Here is a 24,586-nt window from a genome sequence, read left to right as displayed (position 1 = left end):
TTCCTGTCCAACACCCGCCGTCACCCCGGATGATTCCCATTTGCCCGGGCTTCACCCGTGGTGATCGAAAAGTTACCCGCCCGAGAGCACCCGCAGCAGGTCCTCCGCCGTGCGGCAGCGGTCCAGCAGCGCCTTGACGTGGTTGCGGGTGCCGCGCAGCGGCTCCAGGGTGGGGACCCGCTGCAGCGAGTCCCGGCCCGGCAGGTCGAAGATCACCGAGTCCCAGGAGGCCGCCGCGACGTGCTCCGCGTACTGCTCGAGACAGCGGCCCCGGAAGTACGCCCGGGTGTCCTCCGGCGGCTTGGTGACGGCCCTGACGACCTCCTCCTCGGTCACCAGCCGGTCGAACCGGCCGCGGGCCACCAGGCGGTTGTAGAGGCCCTTCTCGGGCCGCACGTCGCTGTACTGGAGGTCGACCAGGGCGAGCCGCGAGTTGTCCCACTCCAGGCCGTCCCGGTTGCGGTAGCCCTCCAGGAGCTCCCGCTTGGCGATCCAGTCCAGTTGCCGGGAGAGCGACATCGGGTCCCGCTCCAGCCGGCCGAGCACGTCCTCCCAGCGGGCCAGCACGTCCACGGTCTGCTCGTCGGCGTCGGTGCCGAAGCGGTCCTCGACGTACTTGCGGGCCAGCTCGAAGTACTCCAGCTGGAGCTGGACGGCGGTGAGCCGGCGACCGCTGCGCAGCGTGACCAGGTGCTTCAGCGAGGGGTCGTGGGAGATCCGGTGCAGGGTGCGCACCGGCTGGTCGACGGCCAGGTCGGAGGTGATGAAGGCGTCCTCGATCATGGCCAGGACCAGGGAGGTGGTGCCGAGCTTGAGGTAGGTGGAGATCTCGGAGAGGTTGGCGTCCCCGATGATCACGTGCAGCCGGCGGTACTTCTCGGCGTCGGCGTGCGGCTCGTCCCTGGTGTTGATGATCGGGCGCTTGAGGGTGGTCTCCAGCCCCACCTCGACCTCGAAGAAGTCGGCGCGCTGGCTGATCTGGAAGCCGTGCGCGGAGCCGTCCTGCCCGATCCCGATCCGGCCGGCGCCGGTGACCACCTGGCGGGAGACGAAGAACGGGGTGAGGTGGCGGACGATGTCGGCGAACGGGGTCGCCCGCTTCATCAGGTAGTTCTCGTGGGTGCCGTAGGAGGCGCCCTTGTTGTCGGTGTTGTTCTTGTACAGGTGGATGGTCTGCCCGTTGGGCAGTTCCAGGGCGCGCTGTGCGGCTGCCGCCATGATCCGTTCGCCGGCCTTGTCCCAGAGCACGGCGTCGCGCGGGTTGGTCACCTCGGGCGAGCTGTACTCGGGGTGCGCGTGGTCCACGTAGAACCGCGCGCCGTTGGTGAGGATGACGTTGGCGAGGCCGATGTCCTCGTCCGTCAGCTGGCTGGCGTCGGCGATGTCCCGCGCGAGGTCGAAGCCCCGGGCGTCGCGCAGCGGATTCTCCTCCTCGAAGTCCCAGCGGGCCCGTCGGGCCCGGTGCATCGCCGCCGCGTACGCGTTGACGATCTGGGACGAGGTGAGCATGGCGTTGGCGTTGGGGTGCCCGGGCACGGAGATCCCGTACTCGGTCTCGATGCCCATCACGCGCCGTACGGTCATGCGGCCCTCCTTGCCCCGGTGCGCCGCCCCCGACGGACGGCACACGCTGACGTACCGCTGATCAACACCGACGCCGGGTCGTCTGCCCGCGAACGGTGGGTCGAGCCTAGAACGCCGTACCGACCGGCGGGCCCCGAGACGCGCCGTCCGGCTGCGGGGCCGCGAGGCGCCACAGCCGGACGGGGTGCGTGCGTTCCGGAGGTCCGGACCGGAGCGGTTACAGGTACTGCCCGGTGTTGGCGACAGTGTCGATGGAGCGGCCGGACTCGGCGCCCTGCTTGCCGGTGACCAGGGTGCGGATGAAGACGATCCGCTCGCCCTTCTTGCCGGAGATCCGGGCCCAGTCGTCCGGGTTGGTGGTGTTGGGCAGGTCCTCGTTCTCCTTGAACTCGTCGACGCAGGCGTTGAGCAGGTGGGAGACCCGCAGGCCCCGCTGGCCGTGGTCGAGGTAGTCCTTGATGGCCATCTTCTTGGCCCGGTCGACGATGTTCTGGATCATCGCCCCGGAGTTGAAGTCCTTGAAGTACAGGACCTCCTTGTCACCGTTGGCGTAGGTGACCTCCAGGAAGCGGTTCTCCTCCGTCTCGGAGTACATCCGCTCCACCACGGACTGGATCATGGCGGCGACGGTGGCCTCCAGCGAGCCCTCGTGCTCCTTGACGTCGTCCGGGTGGAAGGGCAGCGAGCCCTTGAGGTACTTGGAGAAGATGTCCTTGGCCGCCTCGGCGTCGGGGCGCTCGATCTTGATCTTGACGTCCAGGCGGCCGGGCCGCAGGATCGCCGGGTCGATCATGTCCTCGCGGTTCGAGGCGCCGATGACGATGACGTTCTCCAGGCCCTCCACGCCGTCGATCTCGGCGAGCAGCTGCGGGACGATGGTGTTCTCCACGTCCGAGCTGACGCCGGAGCCGCGGGTGCGGAACAGCGACTCCATCTCGTCGAAGAAGACGATGACGGGGGTGCCCTCGCTGGCCTTCTCGCGGGCCCGCTGGAAGACCAGGCGGATCTGCCGCTCGGTCTCGCCGACGTACTTGTTGAGCAGCTCGGGGCCCTTGATGTTGAGGAAGTAGCTCTTCCCCTGGGGCCGGCCGGTGACCTCGGCGACCTTCTTGGCCAGCGAGTTCGCCACCGCCTTGGCGATCAGCGTCTTGCCGCAGCCGGGCGGGCCGTAGAGCAGGACGCCCTTGGGCGGGCGCAGCTCGTACTCCTTGAAGAGGTCGGCGTGCAGGTAGGGCAGCTCGACCGCGTCGCGGATCTGCTCGATCTGGTTGGCGAGGCCGCCGATCTGGCGGTAGTCGATGTCCGGGACCTCTTCGAGGACGAGCTCCTCGACCTCGGCCTTGGGCACGACCTCGTAGACGTAGCCGGAGCGCGGTTCGAGCAGGAGGGCGTCCCCCGCCCGGAGGGTGATCTCGCGCAGCGGTTCGGCCAGGCGCACCACCCGCTCCTCGTCGGTGTGGCCGACGACCAGGGCCCGCTCGCCGTCCTCGAGGACCTCCTTGAGGGTGACGAGGTCGCCGATGCTCTCGAAGGCCATCGCGTCCACGATGTTGAGGGCCTCGTTGAGCATGACTTCCTGGCCGCGCCGCAGTTCGTCGAGGGCGACGTTGGGGCTGACGTTCACGCGGAGCTTGCGGCCGCCGGTGAAGATGTCGGCGGTGCCGTCCTCGTTGGAGCTGAGGAACACGCCGAATCCGGCCGGGGGCTGTGCCAGCCGGTCCACTTCCTCCTTGAGGGCCACGATCTGGTCGCGGGCCTCGCGCAGGGTGGAGGCGAGCCGTTCGTTCTGGGCGGTCACGCCGGCCAGGTTGGTCTGGAGCTCGACGATCCGCTCTTCGAGGATTCTCGAATTGCGCGGCGAGTCGGCGAGCTTGCGGCGCAGTCCGGCGATTTCCTGCTCAAGGTACGAGACCTGAGCGGCCTCGTCGGAACCACGAGCGGGCCTGCCGGTGCTGCGGTTGTAGTCGTCATCGTGGGCTGCCACGGTCCTCACCTCCTCCGGGGAGCTGGACGCTTCCAGACCCTACCTGGGACCAGGGGTCCGTAAACCCCTAGATCAAGAAAGATGGAACGGGCGTGTCCGATCTTCGCCCTCGCGTGCTTCCCCTCTGCTAGGGGGATACCCACCGCGCACGGGCCAAAGCGGACCAGATGTATCGTCGATCGAGTCGATATCCGATCGCGACCGACGCCCGAGGTCCGATCGTTGTACGAATGGCGGGAATGCCCCAGGACGGGGCGTCCCGGGACAGAAACGGCGGACGAAACATGTCGGTGAACGGGACGACGGAGGCGGCGGAGCCGCTGGAAGTCTGGATCGACCAGGACCTGTGCACCGGCGACGGCATCTGCGCGCAGTACGCGCCGGAGGTCTTCGAGCTGGACATCGACGGCCTCGCCTACGTGAAGGGCGAGGACGACGAACTGCGCCAGCAGCCGGGCGAGACGGTGCGAGTGCCGCTGACGCTGCTTCAGGACGTGGTGGACTCGGTGAAGGACTGCCCCGGCGACTGCATCCACGTGCGCCGGGTCAACGACCGGGTCGAGGTCTTCGGACCCGACGCCGAGTAGGCGCGGGCCCGGCGCCCAGCGGGCGCGGGCGCACGGCTCGGAGCCTAGGTGAGGGCCAGTGGGGCGGCGGTCTGGGAGCGGTCCCAGGCGCCGCCCTTGTGCGTCCAGGTGAGGTCGAGCGAGATGTCGGGGGCGAAGCGCGGCACCTCGTCGCTCGAATACCCCTGCGCGTGGCCGGTGATGGCGCCGTCCGAACGCAGCGCGAGCCGGCTGACGATCAGGTTCTCGCGCTCCGAGAGCAGCGTGGCGAGGACGGCGGGCCGGCCGCCGGGGCCGGGGCCGAGCAGGAAGACGCCGTCGGGCGGGGTGCCGTTCCCGGCCGCGCAGTGCGCGGCGGCGACGGTGCCGGGCCGGCCGTCGCCGAGGTCGGCGGCGAAGCTGACGGCTATGGTCACCGGGAACGGCCCGCAGTCGAGCGGGAGTTCGGCCCGGGCCGGGTCGGGCGCGGCGGCCGCGGGCAGGGCCCTGGGGGTGGGCCGGGCGGGCCCGGTGGTGCCGCCGGCGGGGCCGGCCGCCAGCGCGGCCGCCACCACGGCGGCGCAGCCGCCCACCGCGACGCCCCAGTGCCAGGGGGTGGTGCGCCCCCGACCGGGGCCGGTGCGGCCCGTCGCGGTCCGCTGTCCAGCCGTCGTCCCGACCGCGGTCTCCACCAGGCGTCCCCTCCAGTGGTCTGTGTGAGCGAGCATCGTCCCACACCGGGGCGGCCGCGAGGTGTCACGGGTGTGCGGGAACGCGGGAGGGGTGGTACGGCGATGCCGTACCACCCCTCCGGAGGGTGTCTCAGCCGAGGTCGACCTGGTCGGCGTTCTCGGTGCGGGCGGCGGCCCGGGCGGCCGCGCGCTCCTGCAGGGTGGGCTCGGGGGCCCCGTTGTCGTACTCCTCGCCGTAGGCGCCCTTGGCCGGGCGGCGGCGGCGCAGCGGCGGCTCGACGCCGTCGGCGAGGCGCCGGGCGGTGAGCAGGAAGCCGGTGTGGCCGATCATCCGGTGGTCCGGGCGGACGGCCAGGCCCTCCAGGTGCCAGGTGCGGACCATGGTTTCCCAGGCCTGCGGCTCGGTGTAGGTGCCGTGCTCGCGCAGCGCCTCGACGGTCCGGGACATCTGCGTGGTGGTGGCCACGTAGCAGCAGATGAGGCCGCCGGGGACGAGTGCCTTGGAGGCGACGTCCAGGCACTCCCAGGGGGCGAGCATGTCCAGGATGACGCGGTCGACGTCGCTCTCGACCAGGTTGTCCTGGAGGTCGCCGACGGTGAGCTTCCACGCCGGGTGGGGGCCGCCGAAGTAGCGCTCGACGTTGGACTGCGCGATGTCGGCGAAGTCCTGGCGGCGCTCGTACGAGGCGAGCAGGCCGGTGTCCCCGACGGCGCGCAGCAGGTACGTGGACAGCGCGCCGGAGCCGACGCCGGCCTCGACCACGCGGGCGCCCGGGAAGATGTCGGCCATCGCCAGGATCTGCCCCGCGTCCTTGGGGTAGATCACGGCGGCGCCGCGCGGCATGGACAGGACGTAGTCGGGGAGCAGGGGGCGCAGCGCGAGGTACGGGACGTTCCCCGTGGTGCGCACGACCGTGCCCTCGGGGGCGCCGATCAGCTCGTCGTGGGGGAACGCACCCTTGTGGGTGTGGAACTGGTTCCCGGCCTGGAGCGTGAACGTGTAGTGGCGGCCCTTGGGGTCGGTCAGCTGGACCTGGTCCCCGACCTGGAAGGGCCCGCGTCGGCGGGTGGCACCGGTCGGTTCGGACATGCGGACAATCCTAAGGGAAGCGGGCCGTCCGCCCGACCAGGTGATCGTCCGGGCCCCGCCGGGTGACCGCCGCGACCTCGCCGGACGGTCGTCCCGGCCCTGCCGGGCGGCCGCCTCAGCGGCCGGTGACGGCGGCGGTCAGCCGCTGTTCGATGTCGGTGAGCGTGGCGACGCCGAACACCCGTCCGTCCGCCTCGACCACCAGGTACTCCCCGGCGGGGGTGGCCCGGACGGCGCGCAGCAGGTCCTCCCCGGCGAGGTCGGCGGGGAGCCGCAGCCCGGGTTCGAGGTCGCGGGCGAGCGGGCCGACGGCGACCCAGGGGCGGCGGTGCTCGGGGACGGCGCGCACGGCGGACTCGCGGACGAGGGCGATCGGCTCGCCGCGCCCGTCGACGACGACGACGGCGCCGGCCCGGGCCTCGTGGGCGCGCCGCATGGCCTCGCCGAGCGGGGTGTCGGCGGTGACCTCGACGGCCCGGCGGGCGAGGTCGCGCAGCCGCAGGCCGGGCAGGACCTCCTTGAGCCGGGCGTTGCGCAGGGCGCCGGTGGCGCCGTTCCAGATGATGGCGGCGAGGACGGCGGCGAGGACGGCGTCGACCAGGGTGTCGGTGCGGCTGCGGTCGAGTTCGCGGGCGGAGCTGACCAGGGGCAGGCCGATCAGGACGGCGACGGCGAGCGCCCGGCCGGCCCAGGCGGCGGCGACGGTGCCGGTCATCGGCCGGCCGGTGACCGCCCAGACGACGGCGCGCAGCATCCGGCCGCCGTCGAGCGGCAGGCCGGGCAGCAGGTTGAAGGCGGCGACGACGAGGTTGGAGACCATCAGGCCGGTGAGCAGGACGCCGGGGACGGTGGACAGCTCGACGGCCTGGAGGGCGAGGTAGAACACGCCGCCGAGGACGAGCGAGAGCAGCGGGCCGACGAAGGCCAGCCAGAACTCGCGCCAGGGGCGTTCGGCCTCGTTCTCGATCTCGGAGACGCCGCCGAAGAACTGCAGCTGGATGCGGCGCACGCCGAGCTTGTAGCGCAGGGCGACCAGGGTGTGGGCGAGTTCGTGGATCAGCACCGAGCCGTAGAAGGCGACGGCGAAGAAGAAGGCGAGGAGGTAGCGGGCGGCACCGAGCTCGGGCAGGACCCGGTCGAGCTGGCCGCCGAAGACCCAGGTGATGAGGGCGGCGATGACGAACCAGGACGGGGTGACGTAGATCGGTACGCCGAAGGGGCGGCCCATCAGGATGCCGCCGCGGGGCTCCGGGTCCTCGGGCGGCGGGGTCCCGGGTCGGGTGCCGCTGTCGTGCGGTGGCTGGTCGGAGGTCCGCCGGCCACTGGAGTCGCTCACCGTGTTCCCTTCGTCCGTCTGCCAACAGCACGCGCCGCGCGCCGGTGCGCCCACGCTACGTGATCGGGGCGGTCGTCCGGCGCGCGCCCCTCGTCCTCCCACTGCCTTCATACCCACCCGCGGGCCGCTTGCGGCAGCACCGTGGCAGCGGGATGACAGCGCAGGGCAATAGGGTCTGGGGTATGCAGCAGACCGAGACCAGCAGCGCCGTTGTGGCCCCGGCGCGGGCGGCGGCGGCCCCGACCGGGCTGTCCCCGTCGCGCGCGGGCGACTTCCTGACCTGCCCGCTGTTGTACCGGCTGCGGGTGATCGACCGGCTGCCGGAGCCGCCGAGTCCGGCGGCGACCCGGGGCACCCTGGTGCACGCGGTGCTGGAGCGGCTGTTCGACTCGCCGGCGGCGGACCGTACGCCGGAGCGGGCGCTGGGGCTGCTGCGCCCGCAGTGGGAGCGGCTGCTGGGCGAGCGCCCGGAGCTGGCCGGGCTGTTCCCGGAGGACCCGGACGGCGCGGCGCTGACGCGCTGGCTGGGGGACGCGGAGAAGCTGGTCGCCCAGTGGTTCCGGCTGGAGGACCCGACCCGGCTGCACCCGGTGGAGCGCGAGCTCTACGTGGAGACGGCCCTGGAGTCGGGGCTGCTGCTGCGCGGCTACATCGACCGGGTCGATGTCGCGCCGACCGGCGAGGTCCGGTTGGTGGACTACAAGACCGGCCGGGCTCCCTCGAGGGACTTCGAGGGCAAGGCGATGTTCCAGATGAAGTTCTACGCGCTGGTGGTCTGGCGCTGGAAGGGCGTGCTCCCCCGGCGGCTGCAGCTGGTCTACCTGGGCGGCGGCGGGGACGTGGTCAGCTACGACCCGGACGAGGCGGACCTGCTGGCCGTGGAGCGCAAGCTGCTGGCGCTGTGGGAGCGGATCGGCCTGGCGGTGGCGACCGGCGACTTCCCGGCGACCCGCAACCGGCTCTGCGACTGGTGCGACCACCGGGCCAGCTGTCCGGAGTTCGGCGGCACGCCCCCGCCGTACCCGCTGCCGCTGGCGCGTACGCCCGACGAGGACGATCCCACCGGGGATCAGACGAGCAAGGAGTCCTAGGTGACGATCCGAGTGCTGCTGGTCGACGACCAGCCGCTGCTGCGCACCGGTTTCCGGATGATCCTGGAGGCCGAGTCCGACCTGGTGGTGGTCGGTGAGGCCGGCGACGGCCAGCAGGCGCTGGACCAGGTGCGGGCGCTGCAGCCCGATGTGGTGCTGATGGACATCCGGATGCCGCGGATGGACGGGGTGGAGGCGACCCGCCGGATCGCCGGTCCGGGGCGGGACGGCCCGGCCAAGGTGCTGGTGCTGACCACCTTCGACCTGGACGAGTACGTGGTGGAGGCGCTGCGCGCGGGTGCGAGCGGCTTCCTGCTGAAGGACGTGCCGGCCGAGGAGCTGGTGCAGGCGATCCGGGTGGTGGCGGACGGCGCGGCGATGCTGGCGCCGTCGATCACCCGGCGGCTGCTGGACATGTACGCCACCAAGCTGCCCTCGGGCGAGGAGGCGCCGCCGCAGGCGCTGAACGCGCTGACCGAGCGGGAGCTGGAGGTGCTGAAGCTGGTGGCGCGCGGGCTGTCGAACGCGGAGATCGCGGCGGAGCTGTTCGTCAGCGAGACGACGGTCAAGACGCATGTCGGCCATGTGCTGACGAAGCTGCAGCTGCGCGACCGGGTGCAGGCGGCGGTGTACGCGTACGAGAGCGGCCTGGTACGTCCGGGCGCGCTGTAGCCGCGGACGACGGAGCGGCCCGTCCGCTCCCGCCCCGGTCCGGGGTGGGAGCGGACGGGCCGCTCCGTCGTGCTCGGGGCGCCGGCCCCGGGGGTCACTTGCCCTTGCCGACCCGGCCGATCTCCCAGAAGCGGAAGAAGCCGGTGGTGTCGACGGTCGACTCCACGCCGGTGATGTTGGACCGGGAGGTGTAGAACGCCTTGTTCTGGAACAGCGGGATGAGCGGGGCGTTCTCGGCCACGATGCCCTGGATCTGGCCGTAGAGGCTGCTGGCGGTGGCCCGGTCGGTCTGCTTGAGGGTGTCGGGCACCAGCTTCTGGCTGATCCGCTGGTCGTCCCAGCCGTGGTGGTAGGCACCGCCGTCGACGATCAGCGGCGCGACGTAGTTGTCCGGGTCCGGGTAGTCCGCGAACCAGCCGATCAGGTACATCTGGTACTTGCTCTCGTTCCAGCCCTTCTTGAAGGCGTCCCAGTCGGGCTCCTGCTGAACGGTGACCTGGAACAGGCCGCCGGCCTCCAGCTGCTTCTTGAGGGTCTCGGCCTCGACGGCCTCGGCCCGCGAGCGCGACCAGGTGAGGTTGAGCTTGACCGGGGTGGCCACCTTGGCGGCGGCGAGGATGGCCTTGGCCTTGGCGGGGTCCTGGTCGCCGTAGCGGTCGAAGAAGGCCGTGTTGTGGCCGGTGACGCCGGCCGGGACCATCGAGTACAGCGGCTGGACGGTGCGCGCGAAGACGTCGCGGGCCAGGGCCTTGCGGTCGACCAGCTGGGCGGCGGCCTGGCGGACGGCGACGTTGCCGGCGGTGGCGTCCTTGGTGTTGAACACCAGGTAGCGGGTGTCGTTGCTGTCGCCCTCGACGACGCGCAGATCGGTCTTGCCGCCCTGCTGGTCGGAGAGGATCTGCGCGGCGGTGTTCGGCTCCAGGCTGTTGTCGGCCAGGTCGACCTCGCCGTTGTCGATCGCGGCCTTGAGGTCGGTCGGCTTGTCGAAGTAGCGCAGCACGAACTTCTTGTTCCGCAGCTTGGCGTCGCCCGTGTACTTGTCGTTGGGCAGGAGCACGACCTTGGCCGGGCCGCTCTTGGGGGTCGCCTCGATCGAGTCGATCTTGTACGGGCCGGAGCCGACCAGCTTGTCGTTCGACAGCGCCTTGTCGGCCGGGAAGACCTCCTGGTCGACGATGGCGCCGGCCGGGCCGGCCAGCTTGGCCGGGAGGGTGGCGTCGGGCTGGGCGAGGTGGAAGAGCACCTCGGTGTCGTTGACCGCCTCGACCGTCTTGATCGACGACAGCAGGCCGGCCGGGCCGTTGGCGTCGTTGATCTTCAGGGTCCGCTGGATCGAGTGGACGACGTCCGCGGAGGTCAGCGCGTGCCCGTTGGAGAACTTCAGCCCGCTCTTGAGCGTGCAGTGGTACTGGGTGGCGTCGCCGGCGGTGAACTCGCAGGACTGGGCGGCGTCCGGGGTGGGGGCGCTGGACGCGGCCGGGTAGCTCAGCAGCGACTGGAAGGTGTTGCGCAGCAGCAGCCAGGAGCCGGCGTCGTAGGCGACGGCCGGGTCCAGGGCGGTGGTCGTCGCGGTGGTGCCCAGGGTGATCGCCTTGTCGCCCTCGCCCTTGACGGCGTCGGTCACCGAGCCGCAGCCGGCCACCGAAACGGCCACGATTCCGGCGCAGCCGAGGACGGCCAGTCGTTCAGCGGAAGTCTTCACGGGTCGCGTCCTTCTGGGTGCGGGGCTGCGACCGCGGGCACGACGGGGGTGCCCGTCAGCGGCGGTGCCTGGGCTCGGGGGGGTGGAACGAACTGGAGTAGCGTGCCATATCGAACACACACCCCCGATACCCGCACAGGTGACAGTTGGGACACGGGCGGGTGCGCTGGACTGGCCTCTCCTACGAGTTGTCAGGCAATGCCCGTTTTCTCCCCGGGCAGTCTCCCGGCCCGGCCGGATCCGTCCGCTTACCGGTCGGTACCGACGGTCCGCAATGAGACGACAATCACACTCGCGAGGCGACCAGGGAGCGCAGCAGCTCCAGATCGACCTGCTCCAGCGAGGACAGCACCAGGCGCCCCGGCGCGGGCTCGATCGGCGCCACCGAGGGGACGGCGATCACCGGGCAGCCGGCCGCCTCGGCGGCGCGCACCCCGGTCGGCGCGTCCTCCACCACCACGCAGCGGGCCGGCTCGGCGCCGAGCCGGCGGGCCGCCTCCAGGTACGGGTCCGGGTGCGGCTTGGTGCGGGCCACCTCGTCGCCGGCGACCGAGAAGGCGAAGTGCTCGGCGCCGAGCGAGCGGAGCACGATGTCGATGATGTGCCGGTGCGAGGCGGACACCAGGGCGGCCGGGATCCCGTGCGCGGCGAGCGTGTTGAGCAGCCGCTCGGCGCCCGGCATCAGCGGCACCCCGCCGTCCAGCAGGTCGACGAAGCGCCGGTTGATGAGCACGGTCAGCTCGGCCGGCGAGAGGTCCACCCCGGTGCTGGCCAGCAGGTGGTCGATGACCCGGGTCATCGGGCCGCCGACCACCTGGGCGCGGTCCTCGGCGGTCAGCTCGTGGCCCAGCTCGGCGAAGAGCGAGGCCTCCGCCTGCCACCAGAAGTCCTCGGTGTCGACCAGCGTCCCGTCCATGTCCAGCAGCACCGCCTGCAGGCCCCGGTCGTCGTCGCCGCGGCCGAGGGTCGGGGTGGCGGTGGAGATGGTGGTCATTGGCGGGATCCTTCCGTCCGTGCCCGGATCGGACCCGGGGATGGCACAGGCCGGCCCGCTTTTGAGCGGACCGGCCCGTTCAGGATCATCAAGGATACGCCCGGGGACCCCGAATGAAGCGAACGCTGCGCAGCGTGGGCATTACCGGGCGTTGAAGTACTTGGCCTCCGGGTGGTGGATCACGATCGCGTCGGTGGACTGCTCGGGGTGCAGCTGGAACTCCTCGGAGAGCACCACGCCGATCCGCTCGGGCTTCAGCAGGTCGGCGATCTTGGCGCGGTCCTCCAGCTCCGGGCAGGCCCCGTAGCCGAGCGAGAACCGGGCGCCGCGGTACTTGAGCGCGAACATGTCCTTGACGTCCTGCGGGTCCTCGTCGCCGAAGCCCAGCTCGTAGCGGACCCGGGCGTGCCAGAACTCGGCCAGCGCCTCGGCCAGCTGGACGGACAGGCCGTGCAGCTCCAGGTAGTCCCGGTAGGAGTTGTCGGCGAACAGCTCGTTGGCCGCCTCGGAGATCCGGTTGCCCATGGTGACCACCTGGAGGCCGAGCACGTCGCGGACCCCGGACTCCTCCGGACGGAAGAAGTCGGCCAGGCAGAGCCGGCGCCCGCGCCGCTGGCGCGGGAAGGTGAAGCGGGTCCGCTCGCTGCCGTCCTCGTGGAAGACGACAAGGTCGTCGCCCTTGGAGTTCGCCGGGTAGAAGCCGTAGACGACCGCCGCCTCCAGCCAGCCCTCGGTCTGCAGCCGGTCCAGCCACATCCGCAGCCGCGGCCGGCCCTCGGTCTCCACCAGCTCCTCGTACGAGGGGCCCTCGCCGTTTCGGGCCGCCTTGAGGCCCCACTGCCCCTTGAACAGCGCGTCCTCGTCCAGCCAGGAGGAGTAGTCGGCGAAGGGCACGCCCTTGACGATCCGGTCGCCCCAGAACGGCGGCTCCGGCACCCGGTTGTCGACCGCGACGTCGGAGCGGATCTGGCCGAGGTTGACCTCCTCCGGCTCCTCGACCTCGACCCGGGCGTGCCGGCGCTGCTTGAGCTCCGGCAGGGTCGCGCCGGGCACACCGCGCTTGACCGCGATCAGCGCGTCCATCAGCCGCAGGCCCTCGAAGGCGTCCCGGGCGTAGCGGACCTCGCCCTCGTAGATCTCGTGCAGGTCCTGCTCGACGTAGGCGCGGGTCAGCGCGGCGCCGCCGAGAATCACCGGGTAGTCGGCCGCCAGCTTGCGCTGGTTCAGCTCCTCCAGGTTCTCCTTCATGATCACGGTGGACTTGACCAGCAGTCCGGACATCCCGATGACGTCCGCCCGGTGCTCCTGGGCGGCGTCCAGGATCGCCGAGACCGGCTGCTTGATGCCCAGGTTGACCACGGTGTAGCCGTTGTTGGACAGGATGATGTCGACCAGGTTCTTGCCGATGTCGTGGACGTCGCCCTTGACGGTGGCCAGCACGATGGTGCCCTTGCCCTCATCGTCGGACTTCTCCATGTGCGGCTCCAGGTGGGCCACCGCGGTCTTCATCACCTCGGCCGACTGGAGCACGAACGGCAGCTGCATCTGGCCGGAGCCGAACAGCTCGCCGACCACCTTCATGCCCGCCAGCAGGGTGCTGTTGACGATCTCCAGCGCCGGGCGCTCCGTCAGCGCCTCGTCGAGGTCGGCCTCCAGGCCGTTCCGCTCGCCGTCGATGATCCGCCGCTGGAGCCGCTCCTCCAGCGGCAGCGCGGCCAGCTCCTCCGCCTTGGAGGCCCGGACCGAGGACGAGGAGACGCCCTCGAACAGCTGCAGCAGCTTCTGCAGCGGGTCGTAGCCCTCGCTGCGGCGGTCGTACACCAGGTCGAGCGCGACCTCGCGCTGCTCCTCGGGGATCCGCGCCATCGGCAGGATCTTGGAGGCGTGCACGATCGCCGAGTCCAGGCCGGCGTCGACGCACTCGTTCAGGAAGACCGAGTTGATCACCATCCGGGCGGCCGGGCTGAGGCCGAAGGAGATGTTGGACAGGCCGAGGGTGGTCTGCACGTCCGGGTGGCGGCGCTTGAGCTCGCGGATCGCCTCGATGGTCTCGATGCCGTCCCGGCGCGACTCCTCCTGCCCGGTGCCCAGGGTGAACGCCAGGCAGTCGACCAGGATCGAGCCCTCGTCGACGCCGTACTCCCCGGTCAGCTGGGCGATCAGCCGCTCGGCGATCTCGACCTTCTTGGCGGCCGTGCGGGCCTGGCCGTCCTCGTCGATGGTCAGGGCGATCAGGCCCGCGCCGTGCTCGCGGGCCAGCGAGGCGATCCGGCCGAAGCGGGTGTCCGGGCCGTCGCCGTCCTCGTAGTTCACCGAGTTCAGCACGGCGCGCCCGCCGAGCGACTCCAGGCCGGCCCGCAGCACCTCCGGCTCGGTGGAGTCCAGCACGATCGGCAGGGTGGAGGCGGTGGCCAGCCGGCCGGCGATCTCCTTCATGTCGGCGACGCCGTCGCGGCCGACGTAGTCCACGCAGAGGTCCAGCAGGTGGGAGCCGTCCCTGATCTGGTCCCGGGCGATCTCCACACAGGCCTGCCAGTCGCCGGCCAGCATCGACTCGCGGAACTTCTTCGAGCCGTTGGCGTTGGTGCGCTCGCCGATCGCCAGGTACGAGGTGTCCTGGCGGAACGGCACCGACTGGTACAGCGAGGAGGCGGCCGGCTCGGGGCGCGGCTCGCGCGGGGCGACCGGGCGGCCCTGCACCCGCTCGACCACCTGGCGCAGGTGCTCGGGGGTGGTGCCGCAGCAGCCGCCGACCAGCGAGAGCCCGTAGTCGCGGGTGAACACGTCGTGCGCGTCGGCCAGCTCGGAGGGGCTCAGCGGGTAGTGCGCGCCGTCCTTGCCCAGCACCGGCAGGCCCGCGTTGGGCATGCAGGACAGGCCGATCCGGGCGTTCTTCGCCAGGTAGCGCAGGTGCTCGCTCATCTCGGCCGGGCCGGTGGCGCAGTTCAGGCCGATGTAGTCGACGCCGAGCGGCTCCAGCGCGGTCAGCGCGGCGCCGATCTCCGAGCCGAGCAGCATGGTGCCGGTGGTCTCCACCGTCACCTGGACCAGCACCGGCAGGTCCAGGCCCGCGTCCGCCAGGGCCTGCTTGGAGCCCAGGATCGCGGCCTTGGTCTGCAGCAGGTCCTGGCTGGTCTCCACCAGCAGGGCGTCCGCGCCGCCGGCGATCAGACCGGCCGCGTTCTCCCGGAAGCCCTCGCGCAGGACCTCGTACGGGGCGTGGCCCAGGGTCGGCAGCTTGGTGCCGGGGCCGATCGAGCCGAGCACCCAGCGGGTCCGGCCGTCCTCGGCGGCGTGCGCGTCGGCGGCCTCGCGGGCCAGCCGGGCACCGGCCTCGGACAGCTCGAAGATCCGGTCGGCGATCTCGTACTCGCCGAGCGCGGAGAAGTTCGCGCCGAAGGTGTTGGTCTCCACGCAGTCCACGCCCACCGCGAAGTAGGCGTCGTGGACGGAGCGGACGATGTCGGGCCTGGTCAGGTTGAGGACCTCGTTGCAGCCCTCCAGGTTCTGGAAGTCCTCCAGCGTCGGGTCCTGCGCCTGGAGCATGGTGCCCATCGCTCCGTCGGCGACCACCACCCGGGTGGCCAATGCCTCACGCAGCGCGTTCGCGCGGCTCTGCGGGGTGACGGACGGGCTGGCGGCAATGGCCATGGGGCTTCTCCCTGGGTGCGACGGCTGTCGGCTTTGCGAACCCGCTGAATCGGGGACGCACGTGGCCAGGGTATCCGGCCCGCGCCGGGAGAAGGCCACCTATTCCGTATCCTGAACGCTCGGCCGAACAGGGGGGAACGACCGGGTGACCAGCATGCGGACAGTGGTACGAGACGGCGCCCGGCGGACCGGGAGCGCCGCGGCCGCCCGGGCCCGGGCGCTCAGGACCCGCTGGCGCGGCTGGTCCCGATGGCGCAAGGCCCTGGTGGTGGCGCTGACGGCGCTTGCGGTGGTGCTGGTCCCGGTCGGCTCGGCGGCGCTCGCGCTGCGCCTGCAGTACGTCGGCGACCCCTCCCCCGAGGCCCGCAGCCGCGGCCGTGACGCACTCTGGCTCGGCCACGCGTGGGTGGACGGCCGGAAGAGTGACGCGGACGTCGCCGCCCTCGCCGAGCGGCTGGCCGGCACCGGCGTCCGCGACCTCTATGTGCACACCGGTCCGCTGGAGCACGACGGCTCGCTGCCGCCCGCCGTGCACCCCCGGGCGCGCTGGTTCACCGAGGCCGCGCACCGGGCGCTGCCCGGGATCCGGGTGCAGAGCTGGCTCGGCGACGAGGTGAAGCCCGAGAAGGACGCCCTGGACCTGGAGGACGCCGCCACCCGCGACCGGGTCACCGCCTCCGCCCGCCAGGTCCTGGACCTCGGCTTCGACGGCGTCCACTTCGACATGGAGCCGATCCGGCCCGGCTCCGCCGGCTGGCTCGCCCTGCTCGACCAGGTCCGCCCGGTCACCGCCGGGCGTGGCGCGAAACTCTCCGTCGCCGCGCCGCAGCTCGACCCGCTGCCCTACCAGCACACGATCGCCATCGCGCTCACCGACCACGGCAAGTGGTGGGACCAGGAGTACTTCACCGCCACCGCCCGCCGGGTCGACCAGATCGCGGTGATGACCTACGACTCCAGCATGCCGACCGAGGGGTTCTACGGCGCCTACAACGCCTACCAGACCGAACTCGCCCTGGAGGCCACCCCGCCGGGGACCGACCTGCTGATGGGGCTGCCGTTCTACTGGGAGGACAAGTGGGGCCACTGGGGCCGCGCCGAGACGGTGACCGCCGGGATCCGGGGCATCCGGCTGGGCCTGGGCCGGCAGGACCCGCAGCGGCCGAACTTCGGCGTCGGCCTGTACGTGGACTTCGCCGCCACCGAGCAGAACTGGGCCGACTACCGGCGCGACTGGGTCCGCTGAGGCTCCGCGGGGGCCTCCGGCGCGGCCATCCGGTGGGCGAGCGCGCTCAGGTAGCGGTGGACGGTGGCGCCCTCGCCGGTCAGGTAGTGGGAGACGGCCCGGTACAGCGGCTGGTACACCTCGCCGTGCTCGGTGACGGTGAGCGTGCAGCCCCGGCCCGCCGGCGTCAGCACGTACGTCCAGGTGCCGCCGTAGGGCAGGTCCGGGTCGGCGATGCCGGTCACCAGGCGGTGCGGGGCGGCGCTCTCCACGACCTCGTAGGTGGTGTGGCCGTGCTTGCCGTACTCGCGCCAGCGGGGGTGGCCCGCGGCGGTGGCGGGCAGCCGCTCGACGTGCGCCAGCCCCGGGCGCCAGGCCGGGTAGAGGTCGACGGCGGTCAGCACGTCCCAGACCTCGTCGGGCGGCCGGTCCAGTTCGAGCCCGCCCTCGCTGACGTGTTCCACCGGCAGCCGCCGGCCCGCGGCCAGCACCGCCGCCAGCCCGGCCGTGACCCCCGCCGCCACCACCGCGGTCGCCCCGGCCGCCCCGGCCGCCGTCCACCGCCATCCGCTCATCCGCCGACTCCTCACACCCTGCGCGCCCGGCCCCACCACCCATCATCGCGCCGTCCCGCCGCCCGGGCGCGGCCGGACCCGGGGCGCTCCCCGGAGGTCCGCCGGGATAACCGCTGGATCGTGGCCGTCCCCTCGCCCAGACTGTCCCGGTGGCCCGGCGGAACGGTGCTTCAAAGCCCGTAGGCTGGGCAGGTAGGGACCATGGAGCGAGGCGTTCCATGGGTGACGAGAGGTTCGACCGTCGGCTTCCGACCGCCGGCACCCGGGCATTCCCGGCCGGGTGGCACGGTGGCCGCCGACCGGAGGGAGACGCTGGGTGATCGAGCTGGAGGAAGTTCCCGAGTTGATCGACCCGGTGATGGTGTGCGCCTTCGAGGGGTGGAACGACGCGGGTGACGCCGCCTCGGCCGCGCTGGCGCACCTGGACGAGACCTGGGGCGGCAAGGTCTTCGCCGCGCTCGACGCGGAGGAGTACTACGACTTCCAGGTCAACCGGCCCACCGTGTGGCTGGACGGCGGTGTGCGCCGGATCACCTGGCCCACCACCCGGCTCTCGGTGATCCGCGTCACCGAGCCGACCACCCGGGACGTCGTGCTGGTCCGCGGCATCGAGCCCAGCATGCGCTGGCGCTCGTTCTGCAACGAGCTGCTCGGCTTCGCGCACGAGCTGGGCGTCGAGCTGGTGGTGATCCTGGGCGCGCTGCTCGGTGACACCCCGCACAGCCGCCCGGTGCCGGTCAGCGGTGTCACCTCGGACCCGGAGCTGGCCCGCCGGCTGGAGCTGGAGGAGAGCCGCTACGAGGGCCCGACCGGGATCGTCGGGGTGCTCCAGGAGGCGTGCACGCACGCCGGGGTGCCGGCCGTGACGCTGTGGGCGGCGGTGCCGCACTACGTCGCGCAGCCTCCGAACCCGAAGGCCACCCTGGCGCTGGTCAACAAGCTGGAGGACCTGCTGGACCTGCGCATCCCGCCGGGCGAGCTCGGCGAGGACGCCCGGGCGTGGCAGCTGGGCGTGGACCAGCTGGCCGCCGAGGACAGCGAGGTCGCCGAGTACGTCCAGCAGCTGGAGGAGGCGCAGGACACCGCGGAGCTGCCGGAGGCCTCGGGCGACGCGATCGCCCGGGAGTTCGAGCGCTACCTGCGGCGCCGGGAGAACGTCGGGCCGACCGGCGAGAAGCCCGTCTCCGGGCACGCCACCGCGGAGCGGCCGGCCGAGCCGGAGCCGCCGACGGCCCGGGAGAGCCAGGACGGCGCCGAGGAGGACTGAGCCCTCCCGGCGGGACCGCCGCACGAACGGCAGCACCGCCGTACCAACGCCTGAGGGGCGCCGAGGCCAGTGGCCTCGGCGCCCCTCAGGCGTTGGTCGGGTGACGCGCCCTACAGCGCGACGCCGAGCAGTGCGTCCACGGTGCGGGTGACCAGACCGGGGGCGCCGATCCCGGTGCCCCCGTCGCTCTCCTGCGCGGCGGCCCAGCGGTCCACCGCGGCCAGCGCGGCCGGGGCGTCCAGGTCGTTCGCGAGCGCGGCGCGGACCTCGGCGAGCAGCTGCTCGGCCGCCGGGCCGTCCGGGCGGGAGACCGCGGCGCGCCAGCGGGCGAGCCGCTCGACGGCCTCGTCCAGGGTGCCCTTGGTCCACTCCCAGTCCTCGCGGTAGTGGTGCGAGAGCAGGGCCAGCCGGATCGCCGCCGGGTCGACGCCCTCGCGGCGCAGAGCCGAGACGAAGACCAGGTTGCCGCGGGACTTGGACATCTTGTGGCCGTCCAGGCCGACCATGCCGGCGTGCACGTACGCCTGGGCGTACGGGTGGGCGCCGGTGGCGACCTGGGCGTGCGCGGCGCCCATCTCGTGGTGCGGGAAGGACAGGTCGCTGCCGCCGCCCTGGATGTCGAAGGACATGCCGAGGAACTGCAGGGCGATCGCGACGCACTCGATGTGCCAGCCGGGGCGGCCGTGGCCGAGCTCGGTGTCCCAGGCGGGCTCGCCGGGGCGGGCGGCCAGCCACAGCAGGGCGTCCAGCGGGTGGCGCTTGCCGGGGCGGTCCGGGTCGCCGCCGCGCTCGGCGAAGACCGGGTGCATGGCCTCGCGGGTGAGGCCGGAGACCTCGCCGAAGGTCGGGTCGGCCTCGACCGAGAAGTAGATGTCGCCGTCCAGCTCGTAGGCGGCGCCGCTCGCGAGCAGCTTCTGGACCAGCGGGACGATCCATGGGATGGACTCGACGGCGCCGATGTAGTGGGCCGGCGGGAGCAGCCGCAGCGCGGTCATGTCCTCGCGGAACAGCGCGGTCTCGCGCTCGGCGAGGGCCACCCAGTCCTGTCCGGTCTCGACCGCGCGCTGGAGCAGGGGGTCGTCGACGTCGGTGACGTTCTGCACGTAGAGCACGTCGTGGCCGGCGTCCTTCCACACCCGCTGCACCAGGTCGAAGGCGTTGTAGGTGGCGGCGTGGCCCATGTGGGTCGCGTCGTAGGGCGTGATGCCGCAGACGTAGATCCGGGCTGCGCCGTCCTGCGGCACGACCTCCCGGATGCCTCCCGTCGCGGTGTCGTGGATTCGAAGGGGGAGCCCCTGACCAGGCAGGGCGGGAACCTCGGAGGCGGGCCAGGCATGCATGGGATCGACTTTAACCTTGAGAACATTTGAAAGCCTAACCAGTCGGCAAGATCGACTGGATTCGTCTGCTTTCGCGGCCCGGGCGGTTCCTGACCGATTGTGTCCGGAAGCCCTCGTCGGGCCGCCGGCGCGGAACCGGACCGGAACCAACCCGGAACCGCACCGGAACCGCCCCGCGCACGGCCACACGGGGCGGTCCGGGCGGACGGGCGACCCGGTCGGCCCTGCCGCCGACCGGGCGCCCGCGACCCTGCGGGCATACGGCCGGAGCCGCTACAACCGCTGCCAGAGGGCCGGCACGTTCGGCGGCTCCCACCCCGTGATGGCGGTGTGCCCCTGGAGGCACCGGTAGGAGACGCCGCCGTAGGTGACGCGGTCGCCCGCGTTGTAGAAGGTGCCCGCGGCCCAGGTCCCGCCCGGCGGCGTGGTGGGCGGCGTGGTCGGCGGGGTGGTGGGCGGGGTGGTCGGGCCGGTGGGGGTGGCGGTCGGGGTCGGGGTCTGCGGCACGTTGAGCACGAAGTCGTACGTGCCCTCCTTCGCCGAGCCGACCTGGCGGACGTTCATCAGCAGCCGCGCGTCGTAGATGGTGTCGGTGCTGTTGCGCGGCTCGTTCGGGAAGTACAGCTGGGTGGTGAGCACCGGCCGGCCGGGCGCCTGGAGCTTGACGTGGATGTGCCGGGTGCGGCCCGGGTAGAGGCCGGGCACGATCGTGGTGAGGCTGAACGCGCCCTGGGCGTTGGTGAACTGGTGGCCGCGGAAGGTGAACCCGGCGTTGTCGTAGGCGCCGTTCACGTCGGCCTGCCAGAAGTCCAGCAGGACGCCGGACAGGGGCAGGCAGGCGCGGCCGAAGACGTAGCCGCTGACGGTGAGCCTGGTGCCCGGGGTGCTGTCGGTGATGAGCGAGGTGCGCAGCGGCGAGTTGGGCTTGAAGTACGGCCCCTCGGTCTGCTCGATCGTGGGGGCGTCGCCGTCGTGGCACTCGGGGGTGAAGTCCGGCATCTCGCCGGTGCCGACCCGGTCGCGGGCCAGGGCTACGCCGCCGCCGACCAGCAGGGGGGCGGTGCCGAGAACGGCGGCTGCCCGGAGGACGGTCTTGCGGCTTATCCGGCGGTCGGTGGGACCGTCCGTCCCGGTGACGGGCTCTTCGGACGCGGGCATGCGCCGACTCCTTCGCTGTGGGTGTGGGGGATCTGCCGGTGTCGATGGGAATGACGGCCCTTGCCATGGTGGGGGCATGACAAAGACCGGGCCGGCGGGCCGCCCGCTCGCGCCGGGCGGTCCGCCGGTGGCCGACAGTCAACCTACGGGCCGTCCGGACCTGCCGCGATGGACGTGATCCGGGGATCGTGGTGATTTCCTCCGACCTTGGCCCGGAACTCCCCCGGGGTCATCCCGGTCTCCCGGCGGAAGAACCGGCAGAAGTACGCCGGGTCCCCGAAGCCGGCCTCCCGGGACACCTGACGGACCGTCAGTTCCGTGCAGGCCAGCAACCGCTTGGCCTCCAGTGTCTGCTGCTGGCGGATCAGCCGCCCCGGCGTCCGGCCGGTCGCCTGCTTCACCGTCGCCTGGAGGTGCCCCGGGGAGACCCCCAACTCCTGGGCGCAGGAGGCGACCGAGCGTTGCACTCCGCCCGGGTTGGCGATCAGCCGGGTGAACGCGGCGGCGAGGTCGCCGGTGCGGCCCGGCAGTGCTCCCGGGCCGACCGGCGCGCAGGCCCGCAGGGCGCGGACGACCAGGATGTGCAGACTGGCCCGCAGCACGCCCGGATAGCCCGCCGGGCGGGCCCGGTACTCGGCCTCCATGTCCGCCAGCAGCGCGGCGATCGGCCCGGCCTGGTCGCCCAGCCGCACCGCCGGGCGCCCGGCCAGGGCGCGCAGCGCGGCGAGGTCCTGCGGATTGGTCAGGAGGAAGTCCTCGTTGAACAGCACGACCTGGCCGGTGAGGTCGTCCGCGTCCACCCAGTGGTGCACCTGGCCGGGCGCGATCACGCACAACTGCGGCGGCTGCAACGGCCGCTGGACCAGGTCCAGGACGTGGGCGCCGCGGCCGCCGGTGACGTAGACGATCTCGAAGAAGGAGTGCCGGTGGGGGAAGCCGGCCCGGGACAGCGGGCCGATGGTGTCGAAACTGCCGATCGCGAACGGGAGCAGATGCGGCAGCGGGACCTGGAGGCGGTGCAGCGGCAGGTCCAGGTGGGGGGTGGTCCGTCGCTCGTCCATCGTCGCAGTGTGCGGCCGGGACCGGGCACCGGTCCAGACCACTGTCCGGTGGAAGGACCGGCGGACGGGTGGTCCGGCGGGCCCGCCGGCCCGGGCTTCGAAGGCCGGAGGGCCCGCCGGACCGTCAGATCGGCGGCCAGGGGATGGACGGCCAGTCCTCGGAGGGCAGCGGATGGGTGCCGGCGGCGAGCAGCGCCGCCACCCGGGCCCGGGTCGCGTCCAGCTCGGCCGCCGTCAGGTGCGGGGCCAGCCGCTCCCCCAGCGCGCCGTCCAACTGCCCGGCCAGCCCGGCCAGCACCTCCGCCGCCTCCTCGGGCAGCGGGCTCCCGGCCCAGCCCCAGAGCAGGGTGCGCAGCTTGCCCTCGCGGTGGAAGGTGACGCCGTGGTCGATGCCGTAGATCCGGCCGTCCGCAGCCGGGATCAGGTGGCCGCCCTTGCGGTCGGCGTTGTTGAGGACGGCGTCCAGCACCGCGAGCCGGCGCAGCCGCGCGTCGTCGGGGTGGACCAGCAGCGCGGTGCGCCCGTCGCCGACCTCGGCCCGGACGATCGGCAGCCAGCCGTCCTCGGGGCCGGCCGGGTCCTGGAGCGCGAGCAGCGGGTCCGCCTCCGGATCGGGCTCCACCCACAGCTGCACCATGCCGGGGCCGTGCGGGCCGTCGCGCAGCACGGTGGGCGGGACCAGCCCCCAGCCGGTGGCGGCGGACAGCTCGTAGGCGGCGACCTCGCGGCCGGCCAGGGTGCCGTCCGGGAAGTCCCAGAGCGGGCGCTCGCCGGCCACCGGCTTGTAGACGGCCTGGGCGGTGAGGCCGTCGGTGCCGTCGATGCCGACGGTGCAGTAGAGGGCCGCGTTGGAGGCGTCGGTGAGCCGGCCGTGCACGGTCAGCGCGCCCTCCCGCAGCAGCCGCAGCGCGGTCGGCGGGTCGGCGGCGAGGGCCGCGGCCCCGGCGGGGTCGGCGCGCGGCGGCTCGACCTCGCCGGCCGGGGCGGGCTGCGGGTTCAGCGCCGGTACCCGTTCGCGCGCGGGCACAGGTGGCCCTCCGGGTCGAGCGGCAGATTGCAGAACGGGCAGGGCTTGCGGCCGGCCGCGACGAGGTCCAGCGCGCGCCTGGCGAACACCCGGGCCATCGCTCCGGAGAGCCGCACCCGGAGCATGTCGGGGCCGTTCTCGTCGTCCTCGAAGACGGCGGCGCCCTCCTCCTCGCCCTCCTCCTCCTCGATCAGCGCCTGCGCCTCGACGACCAGGCAGCTGTCCACGGTGTCCCAGGCCAGCGCCATCGTGCCGACCCGGAACTCCTGCTCCAGCGGCAGGTCCAGCGGCGCGGTGTCCAGCAGCTCCTGCGGGGCGCCGGCCGGGATCGCGGCCTCGCCGCCGCTGCGGCGCAGGGCCTCGTCGAGGACCTCCTCGATCCGCTCCGCGAGCGCGGCGACCTGGGTCTTCTCCAGCAGCACGCTGGTGATCCGCCCCCGGGCGCTGGCCTGGAGGTAGAACGCCCGGGCGCCGGGCTGGCCGACGGTACCGGCCACGAACCGTTCGGGCTGGTCGTAGAAGTAGACCTGACGGGGCACGCTCTCGCTCCGGATCGTATCGATCGTCGTGGACGTCGGGGACGCCACGGGGTTCGGGGTCGGGCCCGGTGGTCCCGGGGTGCGCGGCGGGGTGCGCCGGGGCCCACTGGTCACCCTACGACCTCCCGGGCCGGGCCGGGGAGCCGAGCCCGGGGGGGCGGGCGGCTCGGGGTCCGCCTCCTGGATCTGTCGGCTCAGGCCGCGCCGGTGGAACCGCCGACCACGGCGTCCCCGCCCGCGTCGGCCCGGCCGGGGTGGGCGGCGGGCCGCGGGGCGAGGGGGGCGAGGTCGCCGGTGTCGCCCATCCGCAGCACGAACGGGCGGCGCGCGGTGTAGCGGATCGCGGTGACCGAGCAGGGGTCGACGTTGATCCGCTGGAAGTGGTCGAGGTGCAGGCCCAGCGCGTCGGCCACCACGGCCTTGATCACGTCGCCGTGCGAACAGGCGATCCAGACCGCGTCCTCGCCGTGCTCGGCGGCGATCTTCTCGTTCCACTCGCGGACCGCGTCGACGGTGCGGTGGCTCAGCTCGCGCAGCGACTCGCCGCCGGGGAAGGCCGCGGCCGCCGCGTGGTCCTGGACGGTGCGCCAGAGCGGCTCCTTGGCCAGCTCGGCCAGCGGGCGGCCGGTCCACTCCCCGTAGTGGCACTCGCCGAGCCGCTCGTCCAGCGCGGGCTCGCCCGGCGCGGCGCCGCCGCGCTCGGGACCGGCCAGCCCGGGGCGGGCGGCGAGCAGCGGTTCCAGGGTCTGCCGACAGCGCTCCAGCGGGCTGCTGACCGCCTGGACCAGCGGGACCGGGGCGAGCCGGTCGGCGAGCGCGGCGGCCTGGGCGCGCCCGGTGTCGTCGAGCTCCACCCCCGGCGTCCAACCGGCCAGGATTCCGGCGGTGTTCGCGGTGGATCGGCCGTGGCGGACGAGCAGCAGGGTGGGCATGGGCCCACCCTACGGCCTCCCGGACCGGGGCGGGAGGACTTGCGGATCTTGGTCGGGGCGCTGCGGCGGGGTGTTGACGAGCGTGTGCGGACCGGGGCGCCGACCGGGGTGCGGGCAGAAC

The 24,586-nt window shown here is 72.8% G+C and carries 20 protein-coding genes; 5 read left to right on the top strand and 15 right to left on the bottom strand.

The genetic code is table 11. From position 1 onward, the window contains the following. Positions 1 to 72 precede the first annotated feature (72 nt). Together dop and arc are read right to left on the bottom strand one after the other, a co-directional pair. The gene (gene dop / locus IF01_RS0125670; RefSeq protein ID WP_030395905.1) at positions 73 to 1,584 is read right to left on the bottom strand and encodes a depupylase/deamidase Dop; all 1,512 of its coding nucleotides are present in this window, start codon (positions 1,582 to 1,584) and stop codon (positions 73 to 75) included. Positions 1,585 to 1,801: 217 nt separating this feature from the next. Further along, positions 1,802 to 3,568: a proteasome ATPase gene (arc, locus tag IF01_RS0125665; RefSeq protein WP_030395904.1), complete on the bottom strand. Its 1,767-nt coding sequence runs from the start codon at positions 3,566 to 3,568 to the stop codon at positions 1,802 to 1,804. 290 nt (positions 3,569 to 3,858) lie between these two features. Here arc and IF01_RS0125660 point away from each other — a divergent pair, with 290 nt between their 5' ends. After that, complete coding sequence (locus IF01_RS0125660) at positions 3,859 to 4,155, top strand: ferredoxin (RefSeq protein WP_369826229.1); 297 nt, start codon at positions 3,859 to 3,861, stop codon at positions 4,153 to 4,155. A gap of 44 nt (positions 4,156 to 4,199) precedes the next feature. Here the strand turns inward: IF01_RS0125660 and IF01_RS42290 are convergent, their stop codons facing one another. The 3 genes from IF01_RS42290 to IF01_RS42285 form a co-directional block, all read right to left on the bottom strand. Beyond that, on the bottom strand, positions 4,200 to 4,805 hold the full coding sequence (locus IF01_RS42290) for a hypothetical protein (RefSeq protein ID WP_051756198.1): 606 nt from the start codon (positions 4,803 to 4,805) through the stop codon (positions 4,200 to 4,202). Positions 4,806 to 4,935: 130 nt separating this feature from the next. Next, complete coding sequence (locus tag IF01_RS0125650; protein ID WP_030395901.1) at positions 4,936 to 5,895, bottom strand: tRNA (adenine-N1)-methyltransferase; 960 nt, start codon at positions 5,893 to 5,895, stop codon at positions 4,936 to 4,938. Between the two features lie 115 nt (positions 5,896 to 6,010). Then, entirely contained in the window at positions 6,011 to 7,231 is a 1,221-nt protein-coding gene (locus tag IF01_RS42285) for a site-2 protease family protein (RefSeq protein WP_037781155.1), read from the bottom strand. 182 nt (positions 7,232 to 7,413) lie between these two features. Between IF01_RS42285 and IF01_RS0125640 the strand changes: the two genes are divergently transcribed. Next, positions 7,414 to 8,322 (top strand): RecB family exonuclease, encoded by a 909-nt coding sequence (locus tag IF01_RS0125640; protein WP_030395899.1) that lies wholly within the window; start codon positions 7,414 to 7,416, stop codon positions 8,320 to 8,322. Next, complete coding sequence (locus tag IF01_RS0125635; RefSeq protein ID WP_030299918.1) at positions 8,323 to 8,994, top strand: response regulator; 672 nt, start codon at positions 8,323 to 8,325, stop codon at positions 8,992 to 8,994. Positions 8,995 to 9,088: 94 nt separating this feature from the next. Here IF01_RS0125635 and IF01_RS0125630 read toward each other — a convergent pair whose 3' ends face one another. From IF01_RS0125630 to metH, 3 genes are all read right to left on the bottom strand, one after another. Continuing rightward, positions 9,089 to 10,696 carry an ABC transporter substrate-binding protein gene (locus IF01_RS0125630; protein WP_030395898.1) on the bottom strand — a complete coding sequence of 536 codons (1,608 nt, stop codon included), beginning with the start codon at positions 10,694 to 10,696 and terminating at the stop codon, positions 9,089 to 9,091. 286 nt (positions 10,697 to 10,982) lie between these two features. Beyond that, complete coding sequence (locus IF01_RS0125625; RefSeq protein ID WP_030395897.1) at positions 10,983 to 11,690, bottom strand: HAD family hydrolase; 708 nt, start codon at positions 11,688 to 11,690, stop codon at positions 10,983 to 10,985. Positions 11,691 to 11,831: 141 nt separating this feature from the next. Next, on the bottom strand, positions 11,832 to 15,341 hold the full coding sequence (metH, locus tag IF01_RS0125620; protein WP_030395896.1) for a methionine synthase: 3,510 nt from the start codon (positions 15,339 to 15,341) through the stop codon (positions 11,832 to 11,834). A gap of 154 nt (positions 15,342 to 15,495) precedes the next feature. Here metH and IF01_RS0125615 point away from each other — a divergent pair, with 154 nt between their 5' ends. After that, positions 15,496 to 16,587: a glycoside hydrolase family 18 protein gene (locus IF01_RS0125615; RefSeq protein ID WP_078880315.1), complete on the top strand. Its 1,092-nt coding sequence runs from the start codon at positions 15,496 to 15,498 to the stop codon at positions 16,585 to 16,587. On the opposite strand, the gene IF01_RS0125610 is transcribed toward IF01_RS0125615, so the two are convergent. Next, positions 16,563 to 17,141: an SRPBCC family protein gene (locus IF01_RS0125610; protein ID WP_030395894.1), complete on the bottom strand. Its 579-nt coding sequence runs from the start codon at positions 17,139 to 17,141 to the stop codon at positions 16,563 to 16,565. The genes IF01_RS0125615 and IF01_RS0125610 overlap by 25 nt on opposite strands. 316 nt (positions 17,142 to 17,457) lie before the next feature. Here IF01_RS0125610 and IF01_RS0125605 point away from each other — a divergent pair, with 316 nt between their 5' ends. Then, positions 17,458 to 18,408: a PAC2 family protein gene (locus IF01_RS0125605; protein ID WP_045939655.1), complete on the top strand. Its 951-nt coding sequence runs from the start codon at positions 17,458 to 17,460 to the stop codon at positions 18,406 to 18,408. A gap of 110 nt (positions 18,409 to 18,518) precedes the next feature. Here the strand turns inward: IF01_RS0125605 and mshC are convergent, their stop codons facing one another. The 6 genes from mshC to IF01_RS0125575 form a co-directional block, all read right to left on the bottom strand. Beyond that, positions 18,519 to 19,748: a cysteine--1-D-myo-inosityl 2-amino-2-deoxy-alpha-D-glucopyranoside ligase gene (mshC, locus tag IF01_RS0125600; RefSeq protein WP_030395892.1), complete on the bottom strand. Its 1,230-nt coding sequence runs from the start codon at positions 19,746 to 19,748 to the stop codon at positions 18,519 to 18,521. A 273-nt stretch (positions 19,749 to 20,021) separates the two neighbouring features. Further along, on the bottom strand, positions 20,022 to 20,906 hold the full coding sequence (locus IF01_RS0125595; protein ID WP_051741851.1) for a dioxygenase family protein: 885 nt from the start codon (positions 20,904 to 20,906) through the stop codon (positions 20,022 to 20,024). Between the two features lie 143 nt (positions 20,907 to 21,049). Beyond that, positions 21,050 to 21,967: a helix-turn-helix domain-containing protein gene (locus IF01_RS0125590; RefSeq protein ID WP_094745652.1), complete on the bottom strand. Its 918-nt coding sequence runs from the start codon at positions 21,965 to 21,967 to the stop codon at positions 21,050 to 21,052. 124 nt (positions 21,968 to 22,091) lie between these two features. Further along, positions 22,092 to 22,874 carry an Rv2133c family protein gene (locus tag IF01_RS0125585; protein WP_037781177.1) on the bottom strand — a complete coding sequence of 261 codons (783 nt, stop codon included), beginning with the start codon at positions 22,872 to 22,874 and terminating at the stop codon, positions 22,092 to 22,094. A gap of 89 nt (positions 22,875 to 22,963) precedes the next feature. Continuing rightward, positions 22,964 to 23,533 carry an Rv2134c family protein gene (locus IF01_RS0125580; RefSeq protein ID WP_030395888.1) on the bottom strand — a complete coding sequence of 190 codons (570 nt, stop codon included), beginning with the start codon at positions 23,531 to 23,533 and terminating at the stop codon, positions 22,964 to 22,966. A 194-nt stretch (positions 23,534 to 23,727) separates the two neighbouring features. Beyond that, a complete protein-coding gene (locus IF01_RS0125575) occupies positions 23,728 to 24,465 on the bottom strand; it encodes a histidine phosphatase family protein (RefSeq protein WP_030395887.1) in 738 nt (245 codons plus the stop codon). Between the last annotated feature and the right edge of the window lie 121 nt (positions 24,466 to 24,586).

The organism is Kitasatospora purpeofusca (assembly GCF_000718025.1).
Lineage (GTDB): Bacteria > Actinomycetota > Actinomycetes > Streptomycetales > Streptomycetaceae > Kitasatospora > Kitasatospora purpeofusca.
The sequence above is the reverse complement of the archived record's forward strand: the minus strand, read 5'-3'. Positions and strand labels throughout refer to the sequence as shown.